This is a genomic window from Amycolatopsis keratiniphila subsp. keratiniphila (genome assembly GCF_001620365.2).
Taxonomy (GTDB): Bacteria; Actinomycetota; Actinomycetes; order Mycobacteriales; family Pseudonocardiaceae; genus Amycolatopsis; species Amycolatopsis keratiniphila.
Genome location: NZ_LQMT02000034.1, coordinates 11,504 through 29,039, shown reverse-complemented (window position 1 = coordinate 29,039; position 17,536 = coordinate 11,504). Strand labels below are relative to the sequence as shown.

The window sequence follows — 17,536 nt, the reverse complement described above, 5'->3', positions numbered from 1 at the left end:
CACCGTGACCCACCTTCCCGAAACCGGCACCGGCGATCCCGGAGCCGAACCCATCGCGATCGTCGGACTGGACGTGCGCGTGCCCGGCGCGCGTGACGCGCGGCAGTTCTGGCGCAACCTCGTCGACGGCGTCGAGTCGATCGTGCCCGCCACCCGCGAGGAGATGATCGCCCGCGGCGCCACACCGGACACGGTCGACGATCCGAGCTGGGTGAACGCCACCGCCGTGGTCGACGGCTTCGACGAGTTCGACGCGGAACTGTTCGGCATGACCAGCCGCGAGGCCGAGATCACCGACCCGCAGCATCGGCTGTTCCTCCAGTCGTGCCACGCCGCGCTGACCGACGCGGGCTACGACCCGGCTCGCTTCGACGGCGCGATCGGCGTCTACGGCGGGTCCGGGGGCACCGGATACCTGACCGAGAACCTGATGCGCAACGAGCGGCTCCTCGCCTCGCAGCACGGCGGGATCGGCATCTCGACCGGCAACCAGCCGAGCTACCTGACGACCTCGGTGTCGTACAAGCTCAACCTGCGTGGCCCGAGCCTCGCGGTGTTCACCGCCTGCTCGACGTCGCTGGTCGCGGTGCACCTCGCCTGCGAGGCGCTGCGCAACGGCGAGTGCGACATGGCGCTGGCCGGCGGGGTCAACGTGGAGATGCCGCACGGCGTCGGCTACATGGGCGTCGACGGCTTCACCTCACCGGACGGCCACGTCCGCGCGTTCGACGCGGGCGCCAACGGCACGGTCTGGAGCAGCGGCGTCGGAGTCGTGCTGGTGAAGCGGCTGTCGCAGGCGATCGAGGACGGCGACCACATCCGGGGTGTCGTGCTGGGCAACGCGATCAACAACGACGGCGCCACCAAGGTCGGCTTCTCCGCGCCCAGCGTGTCCGGGCAGACCGAAGCGGTCGCGCAGGCCGTCGGCATGGCCGGGGTCGACCCGCGCACCATCGGCTACGTCGAGGCGCACGGCACCGGTACCGCGCTGGGCGACCCGATCGAGATCACCGCACTGTCCACTGTGTACGGAAACGGGGTCGAGGACACCGGCTGGTGCGCGATCGGCTCGGTGAAGTCCAATATCGGCCACCTGTCGCAGGCGGCGGGCGTGGTCTCGTTGATCAAGGCCGTGCTCGTGATGGAACACGGGCTGATCCCGCCGACCATCAATTACCACGAACCCAACCCCGGTATCGACTTCCCGGCGAGCCCGTTCTACCCCGCACGCGAGGTGACGAAATGGGAGGCGGACCGGGTACCACGGCGGGCAGGCGTCAGCTCGTTCGGCGTCGGCGGCACCAACGCGCACGTCGTGCTGGAGGAGGCGCCGAGCCCGCAACGGTCTCGCACGCCGCACCCGGCGCATCTGCTGCGGGTGTCGGCCAACACCGCGGAGGCGCTCTCGGCCGCGGTCGACCAGCTCGCCGAGCGGCTGGCCGGAGACATCGACCTCGACCTCGCCGACGTGGCGTACACCCTCGCCGCCGGGCGTACCGAGTATCCGCACCGCGCGGTGGTCGTCGCCCGTGATCCGGAGGACGCGGTCGACGGGCTGCGCGATCCCCGGCGCCTCGTGTCCGCACAGGCCGGGGAGACGAACGTGGCGTTCCTCTTCCCCGGGCAGGGTTCCCAGTACGCCGGGATGGGCGCCGAGCTGTACGACGCCGAGCCGGTGTTCGCCGCGGCCGTCGACGAGTGCCTGCGGCTGCTCGAAGCCGAGCTGCCGGAGCTGCGCGACCTGATCTTCCGGCCCGGTGGCGAGCAGGCGCTGCGGGAAACCCGGGTGACCCAGCCCGCGCTGTTCGTCGTCGAGTACGCGCTGGCGAGGCTGTGGCTCAGCTGGGGCGTGCGGCCCGCGGCGATGATCGGGCACTCGGTCGGCGAGTACGTCGCCGCCACCGTCGCCGGGGTCTTCACCCTGCCGGACGCGCTGAACCTGGTCGCCACGCGCGGCCGCCTCATGCAGTCGATGCCCGCCGGGGCGATGCTGGCCGTCCAGCTCGACGAGGAGAGCGTCGCCACGCGGCTGCCGGACACGCTCGCGATCGCCGGGGTGAACGGGCCCGGCACGTGTGTCGTGGCCGGACCGTCGGACGCGGTCGCGGAGTTCGCGGCGACGCTCAAGTCCAGTGGCGTGCAGTGCCGCGAACTCGTGACCTCGCACGCGTTCCACTCGCCGATGATGGATCCGATCCTCGCCGAGTTCACCGCGGCCGTCACCGCCGTCGCCCGCACCGCGCCCACACGGCCGTTCCTGTCGAACGTCACCGGCGACTGGATCACCGACGCCCAGGCCACCGACCCGGCCTACTGGGCCTCGCATCTGCGTCAGGCCGTCCGGTTCGGCGACTGCGTCGAGAACCTGTTCGCGCGCGGCGGCCGCTGGGCGCTCGTCGAATGCGGTCCGGGGCACCAGCTGTCCGGGCTGTCCCGCGGCCAGGTGCCCAAGGGCATGCCCGCGCCGCAGCCGAGCCTGCCGGGCAGGACCGAGCGCATCGGCGACGTCGAAACGCTGTACGGCGCGGCCGGTCTTTTGTGGACGAACGGGGTTTCCCTGGAACCACGGACATTCGGTGCCCCAGGGAGCCGTGTCCCGCTGCCCGGCTACCCGTACGCGCGCAAGCGGTACTGGGTCGACCCGGACCCGGTGACGGCGACCGGGCCTGTGCGGTCGACCGGTCCGTTGCCGCTGTCCGAGTGGTTCGCGGTCCCGGCGTGGCGGCAGGTGGAACCGGATCTGCGACGCGAGCCCTTCGCGAACGCGCTCGTCTTCACCGCCGACGATGTCCTGCCCGGTCTGCTCCGCGACGCGGGGGTGGCGGTCACCGAGGTGCGTCCCGGCGACGGGTTCGCCGCGACGGAGACCGGATTCACCGTCCGGCCTGGGGTCCGCGAGGACTACGACGCGCTCGTCGCCGCGCTGTCCGCCCGGCCCGAGCGGGTCGTCCACGCCTGGACGCTGGCCGGGGACGAGCGCGGCATGGCCGCACAGGACCGCGGGTTCTTCAGCGTGCTCAATCTTGTCCAGGCCTGGGGCGAGCCGGTGCGGGTCGACGTGCTGAGCACCGGCACCGCCGACGTCACCGGTACCGATCTGACCCGGCCCGAGCACGCGACCCTCGCCGGCATCGCCCGGGTGGTGCCGCTGGAGGCGCCGGGCACGGTGGTGCGCCGGATCGACACCGATCGTGTGCAGGACGCCATCGCCGAGCTGTTCCGCCCGGCGGACGCGGCGGCCGAGGTCGCGCTGCGGGCCGGCCGTCGCTGGGTGCTGGACTACACCCAGCTCGCCCTGCCCGAGGCCGCCGAACCGGTGCTGCGCGACGGCGGCCGGTACCTCATCACGGGCGGGACCGGCGGTATCGGCATCACCCTCGCCGAGGATCTCGCCCGCCGGGTACGGGCGAAGCTCGTGCTGCTCACCCGCGCGGGGCTGCCGCCGCGGGCGGAGTGGGACGCGCACCTCGCCGCGCACGGCGGCACCGACCGCGCCGGGCGCGCGATGCTCGCCGTGCGGCGGATGGAGGCCGCGGGCGCGGTGGTGCACGTCGTCGCCGCCGACGTCACCGACCCGGCGCGGCTGCGCGAGGTGCGCGAGCTGGCCGAGCGCGAGTTCGGTGGTCTCGACGGGATCGTGCACGCCGCCGGGCTGCCCGGCGGCGGCGTCGCCGAGGTGAAGGAACGGGCCGCGGCCGAGGCCGTGCTGGCCCCGAAGATCGCCGGGACACTGGCGCTGGCCGAGGCGTTCGCCGACCTGCCGATGGATTTCGTCGCGCTGTGCTCGTCGATCACCGCGGCGGTGGGCGGCATCGGGCAGGTCGACTACTGCGCCGCCAACAACTTCCTCGACGCCTACGCGCGGGGCGGCCACGGTTGGCAGGCGCGGCTGGTGTCGCACGCCTGGGGCGGCTGGGACGAGGTCGGCATGGCCGCGGAGGTGGCCGCGCCGACCACGATCCGCACCACCCGATCACGGGCGCTCGGCCCGGTCGAGCACCCCGTGCTCACCACGCGCACCGAGGACGGCGCGCACGGACTCGTCTCGGCGGCCACGCACTGGCTGCTCGACGAGCACCGGATCGCCGGGGTGCCGGTGGTCCCGGGCACGGGACATCTGGAGACCGTCCGTGCGGCGGTGGCCGCGTCGCTGCCGAAGCCCGGTGACGGATACGTCGTCGAGCTGCGGGACGTCGCCTTCCTGGAGCCGTTCGGCGTCCCGGACGGCGCCACCTCGGAGTACCGCGTGGAGTTCGACGGCGACGACTTCACCGTGACCAGTCACGTCGCCGGCGCGAGCCGGACCCACGTGCGCGGATCCGCCGGATGGGTCGCGGCCGAGCCGGTGTCCACTGTGGACATCGCGGCGGTGACCGGGCGGACCGAGCCGATCGACGACGGGCACGGCTTCGGTACCGGCCGCACCAGCATGGTCACCTTCGGCCCGCGCTGGGCGGCGTTGCGCGAACATCGCATCGGCGCGGAGGAGGAGCTGGCCACGATCACGGCTCCCGACGCGGCGGCGGGTGACGTCGGAGCCTGGGGCCTGCACCCGGCACTGCTGGACGTCGCGACCGCGTTCGGCCGCGGCCGGGGGAGCGGCACCTACCTGCCGATGAGCTACGGCCGGATCGTCGTGCACGACGTGCTCCCGGCGAGTTTCCGTAGTCATCTGCGCTACCGCGACTCCGGTGGCGATCAGGTGGTGGCGGCCGACCTCGCACTGTGCGACGAGACCGGCCGCGTGCTCGTCACGATCGAGGATTTCGTGCTGCGCCAAGTCGATCAGGCCGCCGTCGGCGGTGGCCTGACCTCGGCGTCCGCTGTGTCCACTGTGGATACTGCTGGATCCTCGACCGGGATCCGGCCGGTCGATGGTGCCGAGGCGTTCGTCCGGGCGCTGGCCCCCGGCCTCGGTGGGCACGTGGTCATCACCACCTTGCCGGTGCGGGAGCTGATCGAGCGCCAGGTCAGTGCCGAGGAGCTGGAGGAACCCGGCGAAGCAGCGGTGGCGGTGTCGGAGGACGACTACGTCGCCCCTCGCACCGAGCTGGAGGCCGAGATCGCCCGGCAGTGGACCGAGCTGCTCGGCGTGGAGAAGATCGGCGTGCACGACGACTTCTTCGCCCTCGGCGGTAACTCGCTGGTCGCCATCCAGCTCATCGCCCAGGTACGCAAGGCCACCGGTACACGGCTGGCGATGAAGACGCTGTTCGAAGCGTCCACAGTGGCCACTCTGGCCGAGCGGATCGAGGAGTTGCGCGCCGGCAAGGCCGAGGCGCCCGCCGAAGAACCCGCCCGGACCACCATCCCCAAGCTCGAGCGCTGAGCCGTGCGGTGGGTCGTGAGTGGCGTTTCGGGTTAGAACCCGAAACGCCACTCACGACCACCTGGACCGACGCGGCACTCTCGCGTGACCTCTCACTGAACAGGAAATCATGAGCGACACGAAGGAATGGACGTTCCCGGCCTCGTTCGGGCAGGAGCGGATCTGGCTGTCCGGCCAGCTCGACCCGGCGTCCCCGGTGTACAACCTGCACTGCCAGGCCCGGCTCGACCGCCCGCTGACCGCGGAGCAGTGGCGTGCCGCGCTCGGCGTCATCGTCGGGCGGCACGAGGCGCTGCGCACGTCGTTCCGCATGGAGGGCGGCGCGCTCATGCAGGTGGTGCACGCCGAGGTGCCGATCGAGCCCGAGGTGCACGACCTGCGGGACCTGCCCGCCGACGCCCGCGAAGCCCGGCTCGCCGAACTCGTCGGCGCCGTCACACGTGAGGCCGTCCCGCTCGACTCGCCGCCGCCGTGGCGGGCCCAGGTGTGCCGCATGGCCGACGACGAGTGGGTGCTCACGTTCGTCGTGCACCACACGGTGTTCGACGCCGGTTCGGTGCTGGTGCTGGGCACGGAGCTGGGCGAGGCGTGCGACGCCGTGTTCGAGGGCCGCGAGCCGAAGCTGCCCGAGCTGGCCATCCAGTACCCGGACTTCTCGGCCTGGCAGCGCGGGCAGCTCGAAACGTCCAGTGAGCAGCTGGACTACTGGCGCAAGCAGCTCACCGGGCTGCCGCCGGTGCACGGCCTGCCCACCGACCGGCCGCGCCCGTCGGAGCTGACGTTCGCCGGTGACCAGGTGCACTTCGCCCTCCCGGACGGTCTGATCGACCGGGTCGGCGAGCTGAGCCGGGAGCTGTCGGCGTCGCCGTTCATGGTGCTGCTGGCCGGTTACGCGGCGCTCATCTCGCGACTGTCCAGAGTGGACGACATCGTCGTCGGCGTCCCGGTCGCCGGCCGCGACCTGCCGGAGCTGGCCGACCTGATCGGCATGTTCGTCAACCAGATGGCCGTGCGGATCGACTGCTCGGGTGCCCCCGCGTTCACCGAGCTGGTCGGCCGGGTCCGGACCACGCTGCTGGAGGCGATCGACCACAGCCAGGTGCCGTTCCAGGCGGTAGCCGAGGCGGTCGGGGCCGAGCGCGATCCCGGCGTGCAGGCGCTGTACCAGCTCGGCTTCAACTTCCTGCCCGACTCGGGGCTGGAGCCGATCCGGTCCGCCACCGCGAAGGACGACATCGCGATCGACCTGACCTCGGTGGACGGCAGGCTCGTCTACCGCACCGACCTGTTCGACCGCGAGACCGCCGAAGCCATCGCCGAACGGTACGTGCGGTTGCTCGCCGCGGCGCTGGCCGATCCGGCCGGGTCGGTCGCGGATCTGCCGCTGCTGTCGGACGCCGAGCGCGAACTGGTCCTGAACGGGTGGAACCCGACGGAACTGTCCACTCCGGACACCAAGACGGTGCACGCCCGTTTCGAGGACCAGGTGCGGCGGAGTCCGGACGCGCCGGCCGTCGACTTCGGCGGGGTCCGCCTGACGTACGCCGAGCTGAACACGCGAGCCAACCGCGTCGCGCACCGGCTGCGTGAGCTGGGCGCCGGTCCCGGCACGGTCGTCGGGATCTGCGTGCCGAACTCGGCGGACCTGCTGACCGGCGTGCTCGGGGTGCTGAAGAGCGGCGCGGCCTACGTTCCGCTCGACCCGGCCAACCCGGCTCCCCGGCAGGCGCTGATCCTCGCCGACGCGGGCGTCCCGTTCGTGCTCGTCACTGGTGAGTCCACTTTGGACACCAAGACGCTGGCCCTGGACGATCCGGCCGAGTGGTCGGCCGCGGCCACCGAAGACCCGGAACCCGCGGCCGGGCCGGGCGACGTCGCCTATGTGATCTACACGTCGGGCTCGACCGGTCGGCCCAAGGGTGTCGAGGTCGAACACCGGGCCGTCGACACGTACCTGGCGTGGGCGCGGGAGGCCTACCCCGGACTGGCCGGGCGGGCGTTGCTGCACACCTCGGCGTCGTTCGACCTCACCGTGACGACGCTGCTCGGCACCCTCACCGCCGGGGGCGCGGTCGTCGACGGCGGCCGCCCGACGTTCGTCAAGGCGACCCCGACGCATCTCGCCATCCTCGCCGAGGAGCTGTTCCCGACGGGTGAGCTGGTGCTCGGTGGCGAAGCGCTGACCGCCGAGGCCGTCCAGCCGTGGCGGGAGCGCCACCCGGGCACGCTCGTCGTCAACGAGTACGGCCCGACCGAGGCCACGGTGGGCTGCGTCGTGCACCGGATCGAACCCGGGGACGCGCTGCCGTCCGGACCCGTGTCGATCGGCCGCCCGGTGCCCGGCACCCGCGCGTACGTCCTCGACGAGCGAGGGCAGCCGGTGCCACCGGGCGTCCCGGGCGAGCTGTACGTCGCCGGGCGCCAGCTCGCCCGCGGCTACCTCGGCCTGCCGGACCTGACCGCGGAGAAGTTCATCGAGGGCCCGTCCGGCCGGATGTACGCGACCGGCGACCTCGTCCGCTGGCGTCGCGACGGCTCGCTCGACTACCTAGGCCGCGCCGACGAGCAGGTGAAGCTGCGCGGCTACCGGATCGAGCCCGGCGAGGTCGAAGCGGCGCTGCGTGAACTGCCGGAGGTGCGGGACGCGGCCGTGGCGGTCCGCGGCGACGCGCTCGTCGGCTACGTCGTCGGCAGTACCGACGGCGCGGCCGAAGCACTGCGGAAGACGTTGCCGGAGTACCTGGTGCCGACCCGGTTCGTATCACTCGACGCGCTGCCGATGGCGGCCAGCGGCAAACTCGACCGGGCCGCGCTGCCGGATCCCGAACTCGATGAGGCTCCGGCGTACGTCGCACCCCGGACCGCCGCCGAAGAGCTCGTCGCCGAGGTGCTCGGGGAGCTGCTCGGCATCGGTGACCTCGGCGCGCACGACGATTTCTTCGCCCGTGGCGGTAATTCACTGCTGGCGATCCGCGCGATGGCCCGGCTCCGCAAGCAGATCGAGGTCGACATCCCGGTGCGGGGACTGTTCACCCTCACCACCGTCGCCGGGCTCGCCGCGGAGATCGAGCGGCGGCTCGAGGAAGACCTCGACCAGCTCAGCGACGAAGAGGTCCAGCGTCAGCTGGCCGAAGGCGAGAACTCATGACCGCGATCGACGAAACCAGCGCGGCCGCGCGCCGAGCCCTGCTCGAACGGCGATTGCGACGGCGCGCGGAGCCGGCCGCGACCATCACCCCGCGTCCTGCCGATGCCGTCGTCCCGCTGTCGTATCAGCAGGAACGCGTCTGGTTCATGGAGCAGTTCGCGCCGGGCACCGGGTCGTACCACATCCCGGTGCCGATCCGGCTGACCGGCAGGCTCGACGTTGCCGCGCTCCGGTCCGCTTTGGACACCCTGCCCGCGCGGCACGAGGCGCTCCGGATGCGGTTCCCGGAAGGGGACGACGGACAGCCGACCGTCCACATCGAACCCTCGGTCACCGTCAAGCTGTCCGTTGTGGATGCTGGCAGTGAAGAAGCTGCCCGCGCGGCCGTCGACGCCGCCGCGGCCGAGACGTTCGACCTGGCCACGGGTCCGCTGTTGCGGGCGACGCTGGCGCGGGTGTCCGACGAGGAACACCTGCTGGTCCTGTGCACGCACCACATCGTGGGCGACGGCTGGTCGGTCGACCTGCTGCTGCGGGACCTCGCCGCCCAGTACCACGCCCTGAGCACCGGCGGCACGGCCGAGCTGCCCGCGCTGAGCATCGGGTACGGCGACTTCGCGCACTGGCAGCGCCGCACGCTCACCGGCGGCGAACTCGACCGGCAGCTGGAGCACTGGAAGGCGCAGCTCGCCGGGGTCGAGCCCCTGGAACTGCCCACCGACCGGCCCCGGCCCGCCAAGCAGAGCTTCGACGGCGCGATCCACGAGTTCTTCGTCGAGCGCGAGCTCGCCCGCGCCCTCGGCGAGCTGAGCCGCGAGCACGGGGTCACGCTGTTCATGACCCTGCTGGCCGCCTACCAGGTGCTGCTTTCGCGGTACTCCGGCCAGGAGGACTTCGCGATCGGCTCGTCGTCGGCCGGGCGTGGTCTCCCCGAGCTGGAGGGCGTGGCGGGCATGTTCATCAACATGCTGCCCCTGCGTGCCCAGCTGGCGGGCGACCCGACGTTCGCCGAACTCCTCGAACGCACCCGTCGGCACGTGCTGGACGCGTTCGAGCACGCCGACGTCCCGTTCGAGCGGCTGGTGAACGCGCTCGGCGTGCCCCGTGACGTCAGCCGTTCGCCGGTGTTCCAGGCGATGTTCGTGCTGCAGAACTACGAGATGGGCCGGATGGGCGAGGCGGGCGAGTCCGAAGTGGACTTCCGCTGGCTGCCGATGGACCTGCCCGCGACCCGGTTCGACTTCGAATTCCACGCGATCGAGCTCGAACGCGGGCTGATCGGCAAGCTCGTGTACAACACCGCGCTGTTCACCGCGGGCACGGTCGAGGGGATGGCCGGACGGTTGGTCACCCTGCTGCGGTCGATCGTCGCCGACCCGCACCGACGACTGTCCGACGTGGACATCCTCGACGCCGCGCAGCGTGAACTCGTCCTGGAGCGGTGGAACGACACGACCACCGAGTTCCCGCAGACCACGCTGCACGCGCTCGTCGAGGAGCAGGCCGCTCGGACGCCGGACGCGCCCGCGGTGACCTTCCGCGGCGCGTCGCTGACCTATCGCGAGCTGGACGAGCGGGCCAACCGGCTCGCGCACCGGTTGCGTGGGCTCGGCGTCGGACCGGGCGTGCTCACCGGGGTGTTCGCGGAACGGTCGTTCGAGCTGGTGGTCGCGCTTCTCGGCGTGCTGAAGGCCGGTGGCGCGTACGTCCCGCTCGACCCGGAGTATCCGGCCGACCGGTTGGCGTTCATGTTGCGGGACGCGGCCGCGCCCGTCGTGCTGACGCAGGCGGCGTTGCGCGAAACGCTGCCGCCGGGGGATGCGAGCGTCGTCGTCCTGGACGACCCTTCCGAGACCACGGGGCAACCGGGCACCCCGCCCGAAGCGCTCGCCGGCCCGGAAGACCCGGCGTACGTCATCTACACCTCGGGCTCCACCGGTCAGCCGAAGGGCGTGCCCAACGGTCACCGCGGCATCGTCAATCGGCTCGACTGGATGCAGCGTGCGTACCGCCTCGACGGCACCGATTCGGTACTGCAGAAGACCCCGGCCGGTTTCGACGTGTCGGTCTGGGAGTTCTTCTGGCCGCTGATCACCGGTGCGCGGCTCGTGCTCGCCGAACCCGGCGGCCACAAGGACGCCGCGTACCTGCGTGAGCTGCTCGCGTCGGAAAGCGTCACCACCGCGCATTTCGTGCCGTCGATGCTCACGCTTTTCCTGGCCGAGCAAGGCGTCGAGACGTGCACGGCGTTGCGGCGGGTCGTGTGCAGCGGCGAGGAACTGCCGCTCGACGCCGCCCGCGAGTTCACCAGGCGGTTGCCGGGCTGCGAGCTGCACAACCTCTATGGCCCGACCGAAGCCGCCATCGACGTCACCTCCTGGCACTGCACGCCCGCCGCGCTCACCGACGTCGCGTCGGTGCCGATCGGGGCGCCGATCCAGAACATCCGGATCTACGTGCTCGACCGGGCCGGGCGGCCCTGCCCGGTCGGCGTGCCCGGCGAGCTGCACATCGCCGGCGTCGGCCTGGCCCTGGGCTACCACAATCGCCCGGAGCTGACGGCCGAGCGGTTCGTGGACGATCCGTTCCACAGTGGACGGATGTACCGCACCGGCGACCTCGCGCACTGGCGCCCGGACGGGACGATCGCGTTCCTCGGCCGGATCGACCACCAGGTCAAACTGCGCGGTCTCCGTATCGAGCTGGGGGAGATCGAGACGACCTTGCGCGCCCAGCCGGACGTGCGCGACGCGGCCGTGATCGTCCGCGAGGACACGCCGGGGGACAAGCGGCTGGTCGGGTACGTCGTCGGTGACGCCGAGCCCGGCACGCTGCGGACGGCGCTCAAGCAGAGCCTCCCGGACTACATGGTCCCGCCGTCGTTCGTCGCGCTCGACGAGCTGCCGCTCACCCCGAACGGCAAACTCGACCGCAAGGCGTTGCCCGCGCCGGTCGCGTCCCGGGACGCGACCAAGGAACTGGTCGCGCCGTCGACCCCGGTCGAGACCCTGCTCGCCGAAATCTGGCGCGACGTGCTCAAGGTGGACGAGCTGGGCGTCGACGACGACTTCTTCGACCTCGGCGGCCATTCGATGCTGGCCACCCAGGTGGTGGCGCGGATCGGCAAGGCGGGCGCCGGACAGGTCGGCGTCATGGACCTGTTCCAGCACCGCACGATCCGCGAGCTGGCGTCCTTCATGGACGGTGACGACGCCGACCGGCCGCGGCATCTGCTGTACGAGCTGACCAAACCGGCGAAGCAGCGGACGCTGACCTACGTCTGCTTCCCCTACGGAGGCGGCAGCGCGATCGTCTACCAGCCCTTGGCCGACGCGCTCCCGGAGGGCCACTCGCTCTACTCGGTCGCCATCCCCGGCCACGACGTCGGCCTGTCCGAGGAGGCCCTGCCCTTCGACGACCTGGTCGAGCGGCTGGCCGACGAGATCCTCGACCGCATCGACGGACCGCTGGCGATCTACGGTCACTGCGGTGTCGGCAACGCGCTCGCCGTCGCCGTCGCCCGGCTGCTCGAAGAGCGCGGCCGCGAGCTGGAGGTCGTCTACATCGGCGCGATCTTCCCGTTCGCCCGGATGAAGGGCGCGGTGGGCACGCTCCGCACCCGGCTGGAGAAGCTGCGCAGCAACCGGTACTACTCGAACTGGCTCAAGGGCATGGGCGTCGACACCGACGACCTCGACCCGGCGCAGGCCGACCGGATCATCACGAACATGCGCGCCGACAGCCGCGCCGCCGAGGAGTACTTCAGCGGTCTGCTCGACGCCCGCGTGGCCAAACTGCGCGCGCCGATCGTGTCGGTGGTCGGCTCCGAGGATCCGGTTACCGACTACTACGCCGAGCGGTACCGGGAATGGGAGTTCCTCACCGACACCACCGCGCTCGTGGTGCTCGACCAGGCCGGGCACTTCTTCCTGCGTTACCGGGCCGAAGAACTCGCGGAGATCGTCACGCGCGTGCATCCGGCGCTGGACGACCTCGGCGAGCTCGACGTCAGGGTCCGCGGCGAAGACGCGGCGTGGGCGGTACATGAGACCCATCGGGCGGTCGTGGACGACAAACCCAAGGTCCGGCCGAGTATGGGCCGGTTCGTCACGATCACGATCGGGCAGCTGGTGTCCTCGACCGGCTCGGCGCTGACGTCGTTCGCGGTGCCGATCTGGCTCTACACCCGCACGGGCTCGGTCGCCGACCTCGGCCTGCTGTGGGCGCTCGCGCTGCTGTTCGGCGTGCTGGTCCTGCCGGTGGCGGGCGCACTGGTCGACCGCGGCGACCGGCGGCGGATCATGATCGCGGCCAGCAGTATCGCGGGCGGGATCCAGCTGATCCTGGCGTTGCTGCTGCTCACCGGGCAAGTCCAGCTGTGGTTGTTCTACGTGCTGATCCCGCTCGGATCGGTGGCCTCGTCGTTCCAGCGCATCGCCTATCAGTCGTCGGTGGCGCAGCTGGTGCCGAAGCAGTACCTCGGGCACGCGATGGGCCTCGCGCAACTGTCCAACGGGTTCGCCCAGCTGCTGATGCCGGTGCTCGCGGCCGGGCTGCTGGCGGCGATCGAGCTGTCCGGCATCCTGATCCTCGACATGGCGAGCTACGTGTTCGCGATCGTGGGTCTGCTGCTGGTGCGGTTCCCGGACATGATGGGCTGGCGCCCGCGCGAACCGCTGCTGACGGCGATCGCGGGCGGGCTGCGGTACTCGTGGAACCACCGCGGTTTCCGCACGATGCTGCTGTACTTCGCGCTGGCGAACGTCTTCCTCGCCCCCGCGCTGGTGCTCCTCTCGCCGCTCGTGCTGTCGTTCGGTTCGGTCACCGACGTCGCGCAGGTGGCGCTCGCCGAGGCGCTCGGAGCGGTCGCGGGTGGCATCGGGATGGCGCTGTGGGGCGGACCGCGGCAGCGGCGGATGGTCGGTGTGCTCGCCGGCAACGTCGGGATCGCGCTCGGCAGCCTGGTGATGGGCCTGCGGCCGTCGCTGATCGTCGTCGCGGCCGGGGTGTTCCTCTTGGCCGCCGCGATGGCCGTGTCGCAGGGCATCTACGCGACGCTGGTGCAGGTCAAGGTGCCGCAGCGGTTCCACGGCCGGGTGTTCGCGATCAACCAGACGATCACGTGGTCGACGCTGCCGATCGGGTTCGCCGTGCTGGCACCGCTGGCCGTCGGCTGGTTCTCGCCACTGCTGGCGCCGGGCGGAGCGCTGACCGGGTCGGTGGGCGCCGTGCTCGGCACCGGGGAGACCCGGGGGATCGGGCTCGCCTACGTCGTCTTCGCGCTGATCCTGTTGCTGATCAACGTGGGCGGGTTCTCGCTGCGGCGGCTGCGCCGGTTCGACACCGAGGTACCCGATTCGCTGCCCGACGATCTGGTGGGGGCACAGGAACGGGAGCGCAAGCTCGCGGGGAAGGAAGCCGCATGAGTACGGCAGTGCTGGTTAGGGAGGCCCGGGGGCATTGGGTCGGCGAGGTCGCGCCGTCGATGCGGGCGGCCGGGCACCGCGTCGTGCTGCTCGCCCCGCCGATGGACGAGGCCGAGCGCGCGTCGCTGGACGGCGTGGTGGACGACATCGTCGCGCTCGACGACGTCCACGACCCGGAAGCCGTCGCGGCGAAGGTCCGGGAGATCGACGGCGGCGCGCTGGCCGGGATCTTCACCGGCTCGGACGGCGCCATCGCGAGTACCGCCCACGCCGCGGAACTGCTCGGGGTGGCGCGCTGTCCGGCGTCGGTGTTCGCCCTGTGCGCCAACAAGTTCGCCGTCCGGGAAGCCCTCGCCGCGGCCGGGCTGCCCGGCCCCGCGTACGCCCTGATCTCATCGGTCGCCGAGGCGGCGTCGGTCGCCGCGGCGGTCGGGTTCCCGGCGATCGTCAAACCGGTCAACGGGGCGGGCAGCAACCTCGTCCGCACCGTGTCCACTGTGGACGAACTGGCGGCCGCGTACGAGCTGCTGGCCGCGCGGCTGCCCGAATCCGCGGATCCGCGCTACCACCGTCCCTTGGGGACACTCGACCCGTCGGCGACGTTTCTCGTCGAAGGTTTCCTGAGCGGCCCGGAGTACGCGGTGGACGTGCTAATCCGCGACGGGGTGGCCGAACCGGTCGAGATCCTCGACAAGCCGCTGATCGACGAGCGGAAGTTCGAGCTGGCGCTGTCGTGCCCGCCCGCCGGGCTCACCGCCGACCGGGCCGAGCTGGTCACCGCGGCGGCCGTCGCCGCCGTCCGCGCGCTGGGGCTCGACAACACCTGCGCCCACGTCGAGCTGATCGACGACGTCGACCGCGGCCCGACGATCGTCGAGGTCAACGCGGGCAGGCCCGCCGGATCGATCATGCCGCTGCTGGCGAAGCTGCGTACCGGTATCGACGTGTTCGCCGAGCTGGCGGCGCTCGCGGTGGACGCCCCGCCGCCGGCGCGGGAACCGGCGAAACTGCCGATCCCGCTGGGCATGCTGATCCTCTACGCGTCCGGCTCGGGCCGGTTGACCAGGATCGGCGGGCTCGACGAGATCGCCGACCTGCCCGAGGTGATCGACGTCGTCACCACCGTCTCGCCGGGGCAGGTGCTCACCGACGAACAGGAGACCTACGCGGTCAACCTCGTCGTGGCCGGGTTCGCCGATCACGACGACCTCGCCGCCCTGCACGCGGAGGCGAGCAAGCTCGTCCAGCTGGATCTGGAGGATGTGTGAACACCGCGTTCGTGGTCTGCGAGACCGCAGGACAGTGGATCGCCGAGGTCGTGGCCGCCGTGCGCGCGACCGGCCTGCGGGCCGAACTGGTCACCGAGCCCCTCGAACCGGCCGAGCTGACGCGGCTGGCGGACGTGGTGGACGGCTTCATCGTCGTCGGCGACGTCCGTGACGCCGAATCCGTGGCCGAGGCGATCCGGGCGCGGACGCCGCTTCCGGCCGGGCTGGTGACCGCTGCCGAGGGGATCGTCGCGAGCGTCGCCCGTGCGGCCGAGCTGCTCGGCGTCGCACGCTGCCCGGCGTCGGTGTTCACCATGGCGCACAACAAGTTCGCGGTCCGACAGGCGCTGGCCGCGGCAGGGTTGCCAGGGCCGCGCTGCGCGCTGATCTCGGCCGAGTCCGAGGCGGCGTCGGTGGCCGAGGCGGTCGGGCTCCCGGCGATCGTCAAACCGGTGAACGGCGCGGCGAGCAACCTCGTGCGCACTGTGTCCACTGTGGAGGAACTGGCGGCGGCGTACCGGCTGCTGGCCGAGCGGTTGCCGCTGTCGGAGGACGCCCGGTATCACCGGCTCGTCGGGTCGGTCGATCCGCTGAAGGTGTTCCTCGTGGAAGGCCTGCTGCGTGGCCCGGAGTACGCGGTCGACGTCCTGGTGCGCGACGGCGTCGCGGAACCGGTGGCCGTGGTGGAGAAGCCGCTGATCGACGAGCGCAAGTTCGAGCTGGGCATGGTCTGCCCGCCGCTGGAACTGTCCGAAAAGGACACCGAACGGCTGTTCGCGGCCGCGACGGCCGCCGCGCTCGCGCTGGGCTTGGACAACACCTGCGCTCATCTGGAGCTGATCGACGACGCCGAACTCGGCCCGACGATCGTCGAGGTGAACGCGGGCCGCCCGGCCGGCGGTGCCCAGCCGGTCCTGCTGAAGCTCGCGACCGGCATCGACGTCATCGCCGAGGCCGTGTCGCTGGCACTGGGCACGCCTCCGCCCGCGCGAGGCAAGGGCCTGCCGGTGCCGGTGGGCTACCTCATCTTCTACGCCGAGGGCGCCGGGCGGCTGGTCCGCGTCGAGGGCACCGACGAGGTCGCCGACCTGCCCGAGGTGCTGGAGGTCGTCACGATCGTGCGCCCCGGCCAGCTGCTCACCGACGACCAGGAGATTTATGCGGTGAACGTGCTCGCCGCGGGATTCGCCGACACCGAAGACCTCGCCGCGCTGCACGCCGAGGCCGCCAAGCTGATCCGATTCGAACTGGAGGAGTCATGACCGCCGAACTCACGGCGAACCTCGGGCACATCGAGGGCAACGAACACACGAAGCTCACCGTGTACGCGGCCACGGGCCTGGACTGGGTGCGCGCGCACCGCGACACGCTCCAGGACCGGCTGCGCGAGCACGGCGCGATCCTGCTGCGCGGGATGCCCGCCGACCTGACGGTGTTCAACCAGGTCACCGAGGAGATCGGCGGCTCGCTGCTGACTTACACGGAACGGTCGACCCCGCGCTCGGCGGTCTCGGGCAACATCTACACCTCGACGGAGTACCCGCCGGCGGAGTCGATCCCGATGCACAACGAGAGCTCGTACTCGGCGCACTGGCCGGACCGCCTCTTCTTCCTGTGCGACATCGCGGCCGAAACCGGCGGCGCGACGCCGATCGCCGACAGCCGCGCGATGTACCGGCTGCTGCCGGAAGACCTGCGCGAACGGTTCGCGGGCGGCGTCACCTACACGCGGGCGTTCCGCGAAGGCCTCGGGCTGAGCTGGCAGGAGGCGTTCCAGACCGAAGACCGGCAGGCGGTGGAGGACTACTGCATCGCCAACGGGCAGACGTACGAGTGGACCGACGAAGGCTTGCGCACGCGGCACGTGCGCCCGTCGTTCGTCACGGAACCGCACACCGGCGGGACCGTTTGGTTCAACCAGGCCAACCTGTTCCACGTTTCGAGCCTGGGGGAGGAGGTCAGCGAGGCGCTGCTGGAGCTGTACCCCGTGGAAGACCTGCCCCGCAACGCTTTCTTCGCCGACGGCTCGCCGATCCCGCAGTCGGATCTGGACGCGATCAAGGCGGCGTACGACGAGGTCAGCTACGCGTTCCCGTGGCAGCCGGGGGACATCATGGTGATCAACAACATGCTGATGGCGCATGGGCGGGAGCCGTTCACGGGGAAGCGGCGGACGCTGGTCGCGATGACCTGACGCCGAGGCGGGCCCGCGCCGTGTCGCGAAAGCCACTTTCGGGACACGGCGAAGACGTCAAATGTCCACAAGGGACACTGATTCTCGTCAGGGTGCCTGGTTTGGGCGCTTCGCGCGGGGTCGTGAGTGGTAATGGTCGTTCTAACAGCCTTTATCACTCACGACCCCCAG

6 protein-coding genes are annotated in these 17,536 nt (G+C 71.5%); all 6 read left to right on the top strand.

All coding sequences use genetic code 11. The annotated features are described in order from the left end of the window. Window positions 1–4: 4 nt before the first annotated feature. The 6 genes from AVR91_RS32190 (at window position 5) to AVR91_RS32165 (ending at window position 17,365) form a co-directional block, all read left to right on the top strand. Window positions 5–5,329, top strand: a complete 5,325-nt coding sequence (locus AVR91_RS32190) for a type I polyketide synthase (protein ID WP_063273420.1) — start codon at window positions 5–7, stop codon at window positions 5,327–5,329. A 109-nt stretch (window positions 5,330–5,438) separates the two neighbouring features. Continuing rightward, the gene (locus AVR91_RS32185; protein ID WP_063273404.1) at window positions 5,439–8,477 is read left to right on the top strand and encodes a non-ribosomal peptide synthetase; all 3,039 of its coding nucleotides are present in this window, start codon (window positions 5,439–5,441) and stop codon (window positions 8,475–8,477) included. Further along, window positions 8,474–13,903, top strand: coding sequence for a non-ribosomal peptide synthetase/MFS transporter (locus AVR91_RS32180; protein WP_063273405.1), 5,430 nt, complete (start codon window positions 8,474–8,476; stop codon window positions 13,901–13,903). The genes AVR91_RS32185 and AVR91_RS32180 overlap by 4 nt, the downstream gene beginning before the upstream one ends. Continuing rightward, window positions 13,900–15,171: an ATP-grasp domain-containing protein gene (locus AVR91_RS32175; RefSeq protein WP_063273406.1), complete on the top strand. Its 1,272-nt coding sequence runs from the start codon at window positions 13,900–13,902 to the stop codon at window positions 15,169–15,171. The genes AVR91_RS32180 and AVR91_RS32175 overlap by 4 nt, the downstream gene beginning before the upstream one ends. Next, window positions 15,168–16,433: an ATP-grasp domain-containing protein gene (locus tag AVR91_RS32170; RefSeq protein WP_063273407.1), complete on the top strand. Its 1,266-nt coding sequence runs from the start codon at window positions 15,168–15,170 to the stop codon at window positions 16,431–16,433. Before AVR91_RS32175 ends, AVR91_RS32170 begins: the two co-directional genes overlap by 4 nt. Then, window positions 16,430–17,365 carry a TauD/TfdA family dioxygenase gene (locus AVR91_RS32165; protein ID WP_063273408.1) on the top strand — a complete coding sequence of 312 codons (936 nt, stop codon included), beginning with the start codon at window positions 16,430–16,432 and terminating at the stop codon, window positions 17,363–17,365. Before AVR91_RS32170 ends, AVR91_RS32165 begins: the two co-directional genes overlap by 4 nt. The last annotated feature ends 171 nt before the right edge of the window (window positions 17,366–17,536 follow it).

Excerpts from the sequence above, each read along its gene's own strand:
- AVR91_RS32165 (WP_063273408.1), top strand. The coding sequence starts at position 16,430 with ATGACCGCCGAACTCACGGCGAACCTCGGGCACATCGAGGGCAACGAA.
- AVR91_RS32180 (WP_063273405.1), top strand. The coding sequence starts at position 8,474 with ATGACCGCGATCGACGAAACCAGCGCGGCCGCGCGCCGAGCCCTGCTC.
- AVR91_RS32185 (WP_063273404.1), top strand. The coding sequence starts at position 5,439 with ATGAGCGACACGAAGGAATGGACGTTCCCGGCCTCGTTCGGGCAGGAG.
- AVR91_RS32175 (WP_063273406.1), top strand. The coding sequence starts at position 13,900 with ATGAGTACGGCAGTGCTGGTTAGGGAGGCCCGGGGGCATTGGGTCGGC.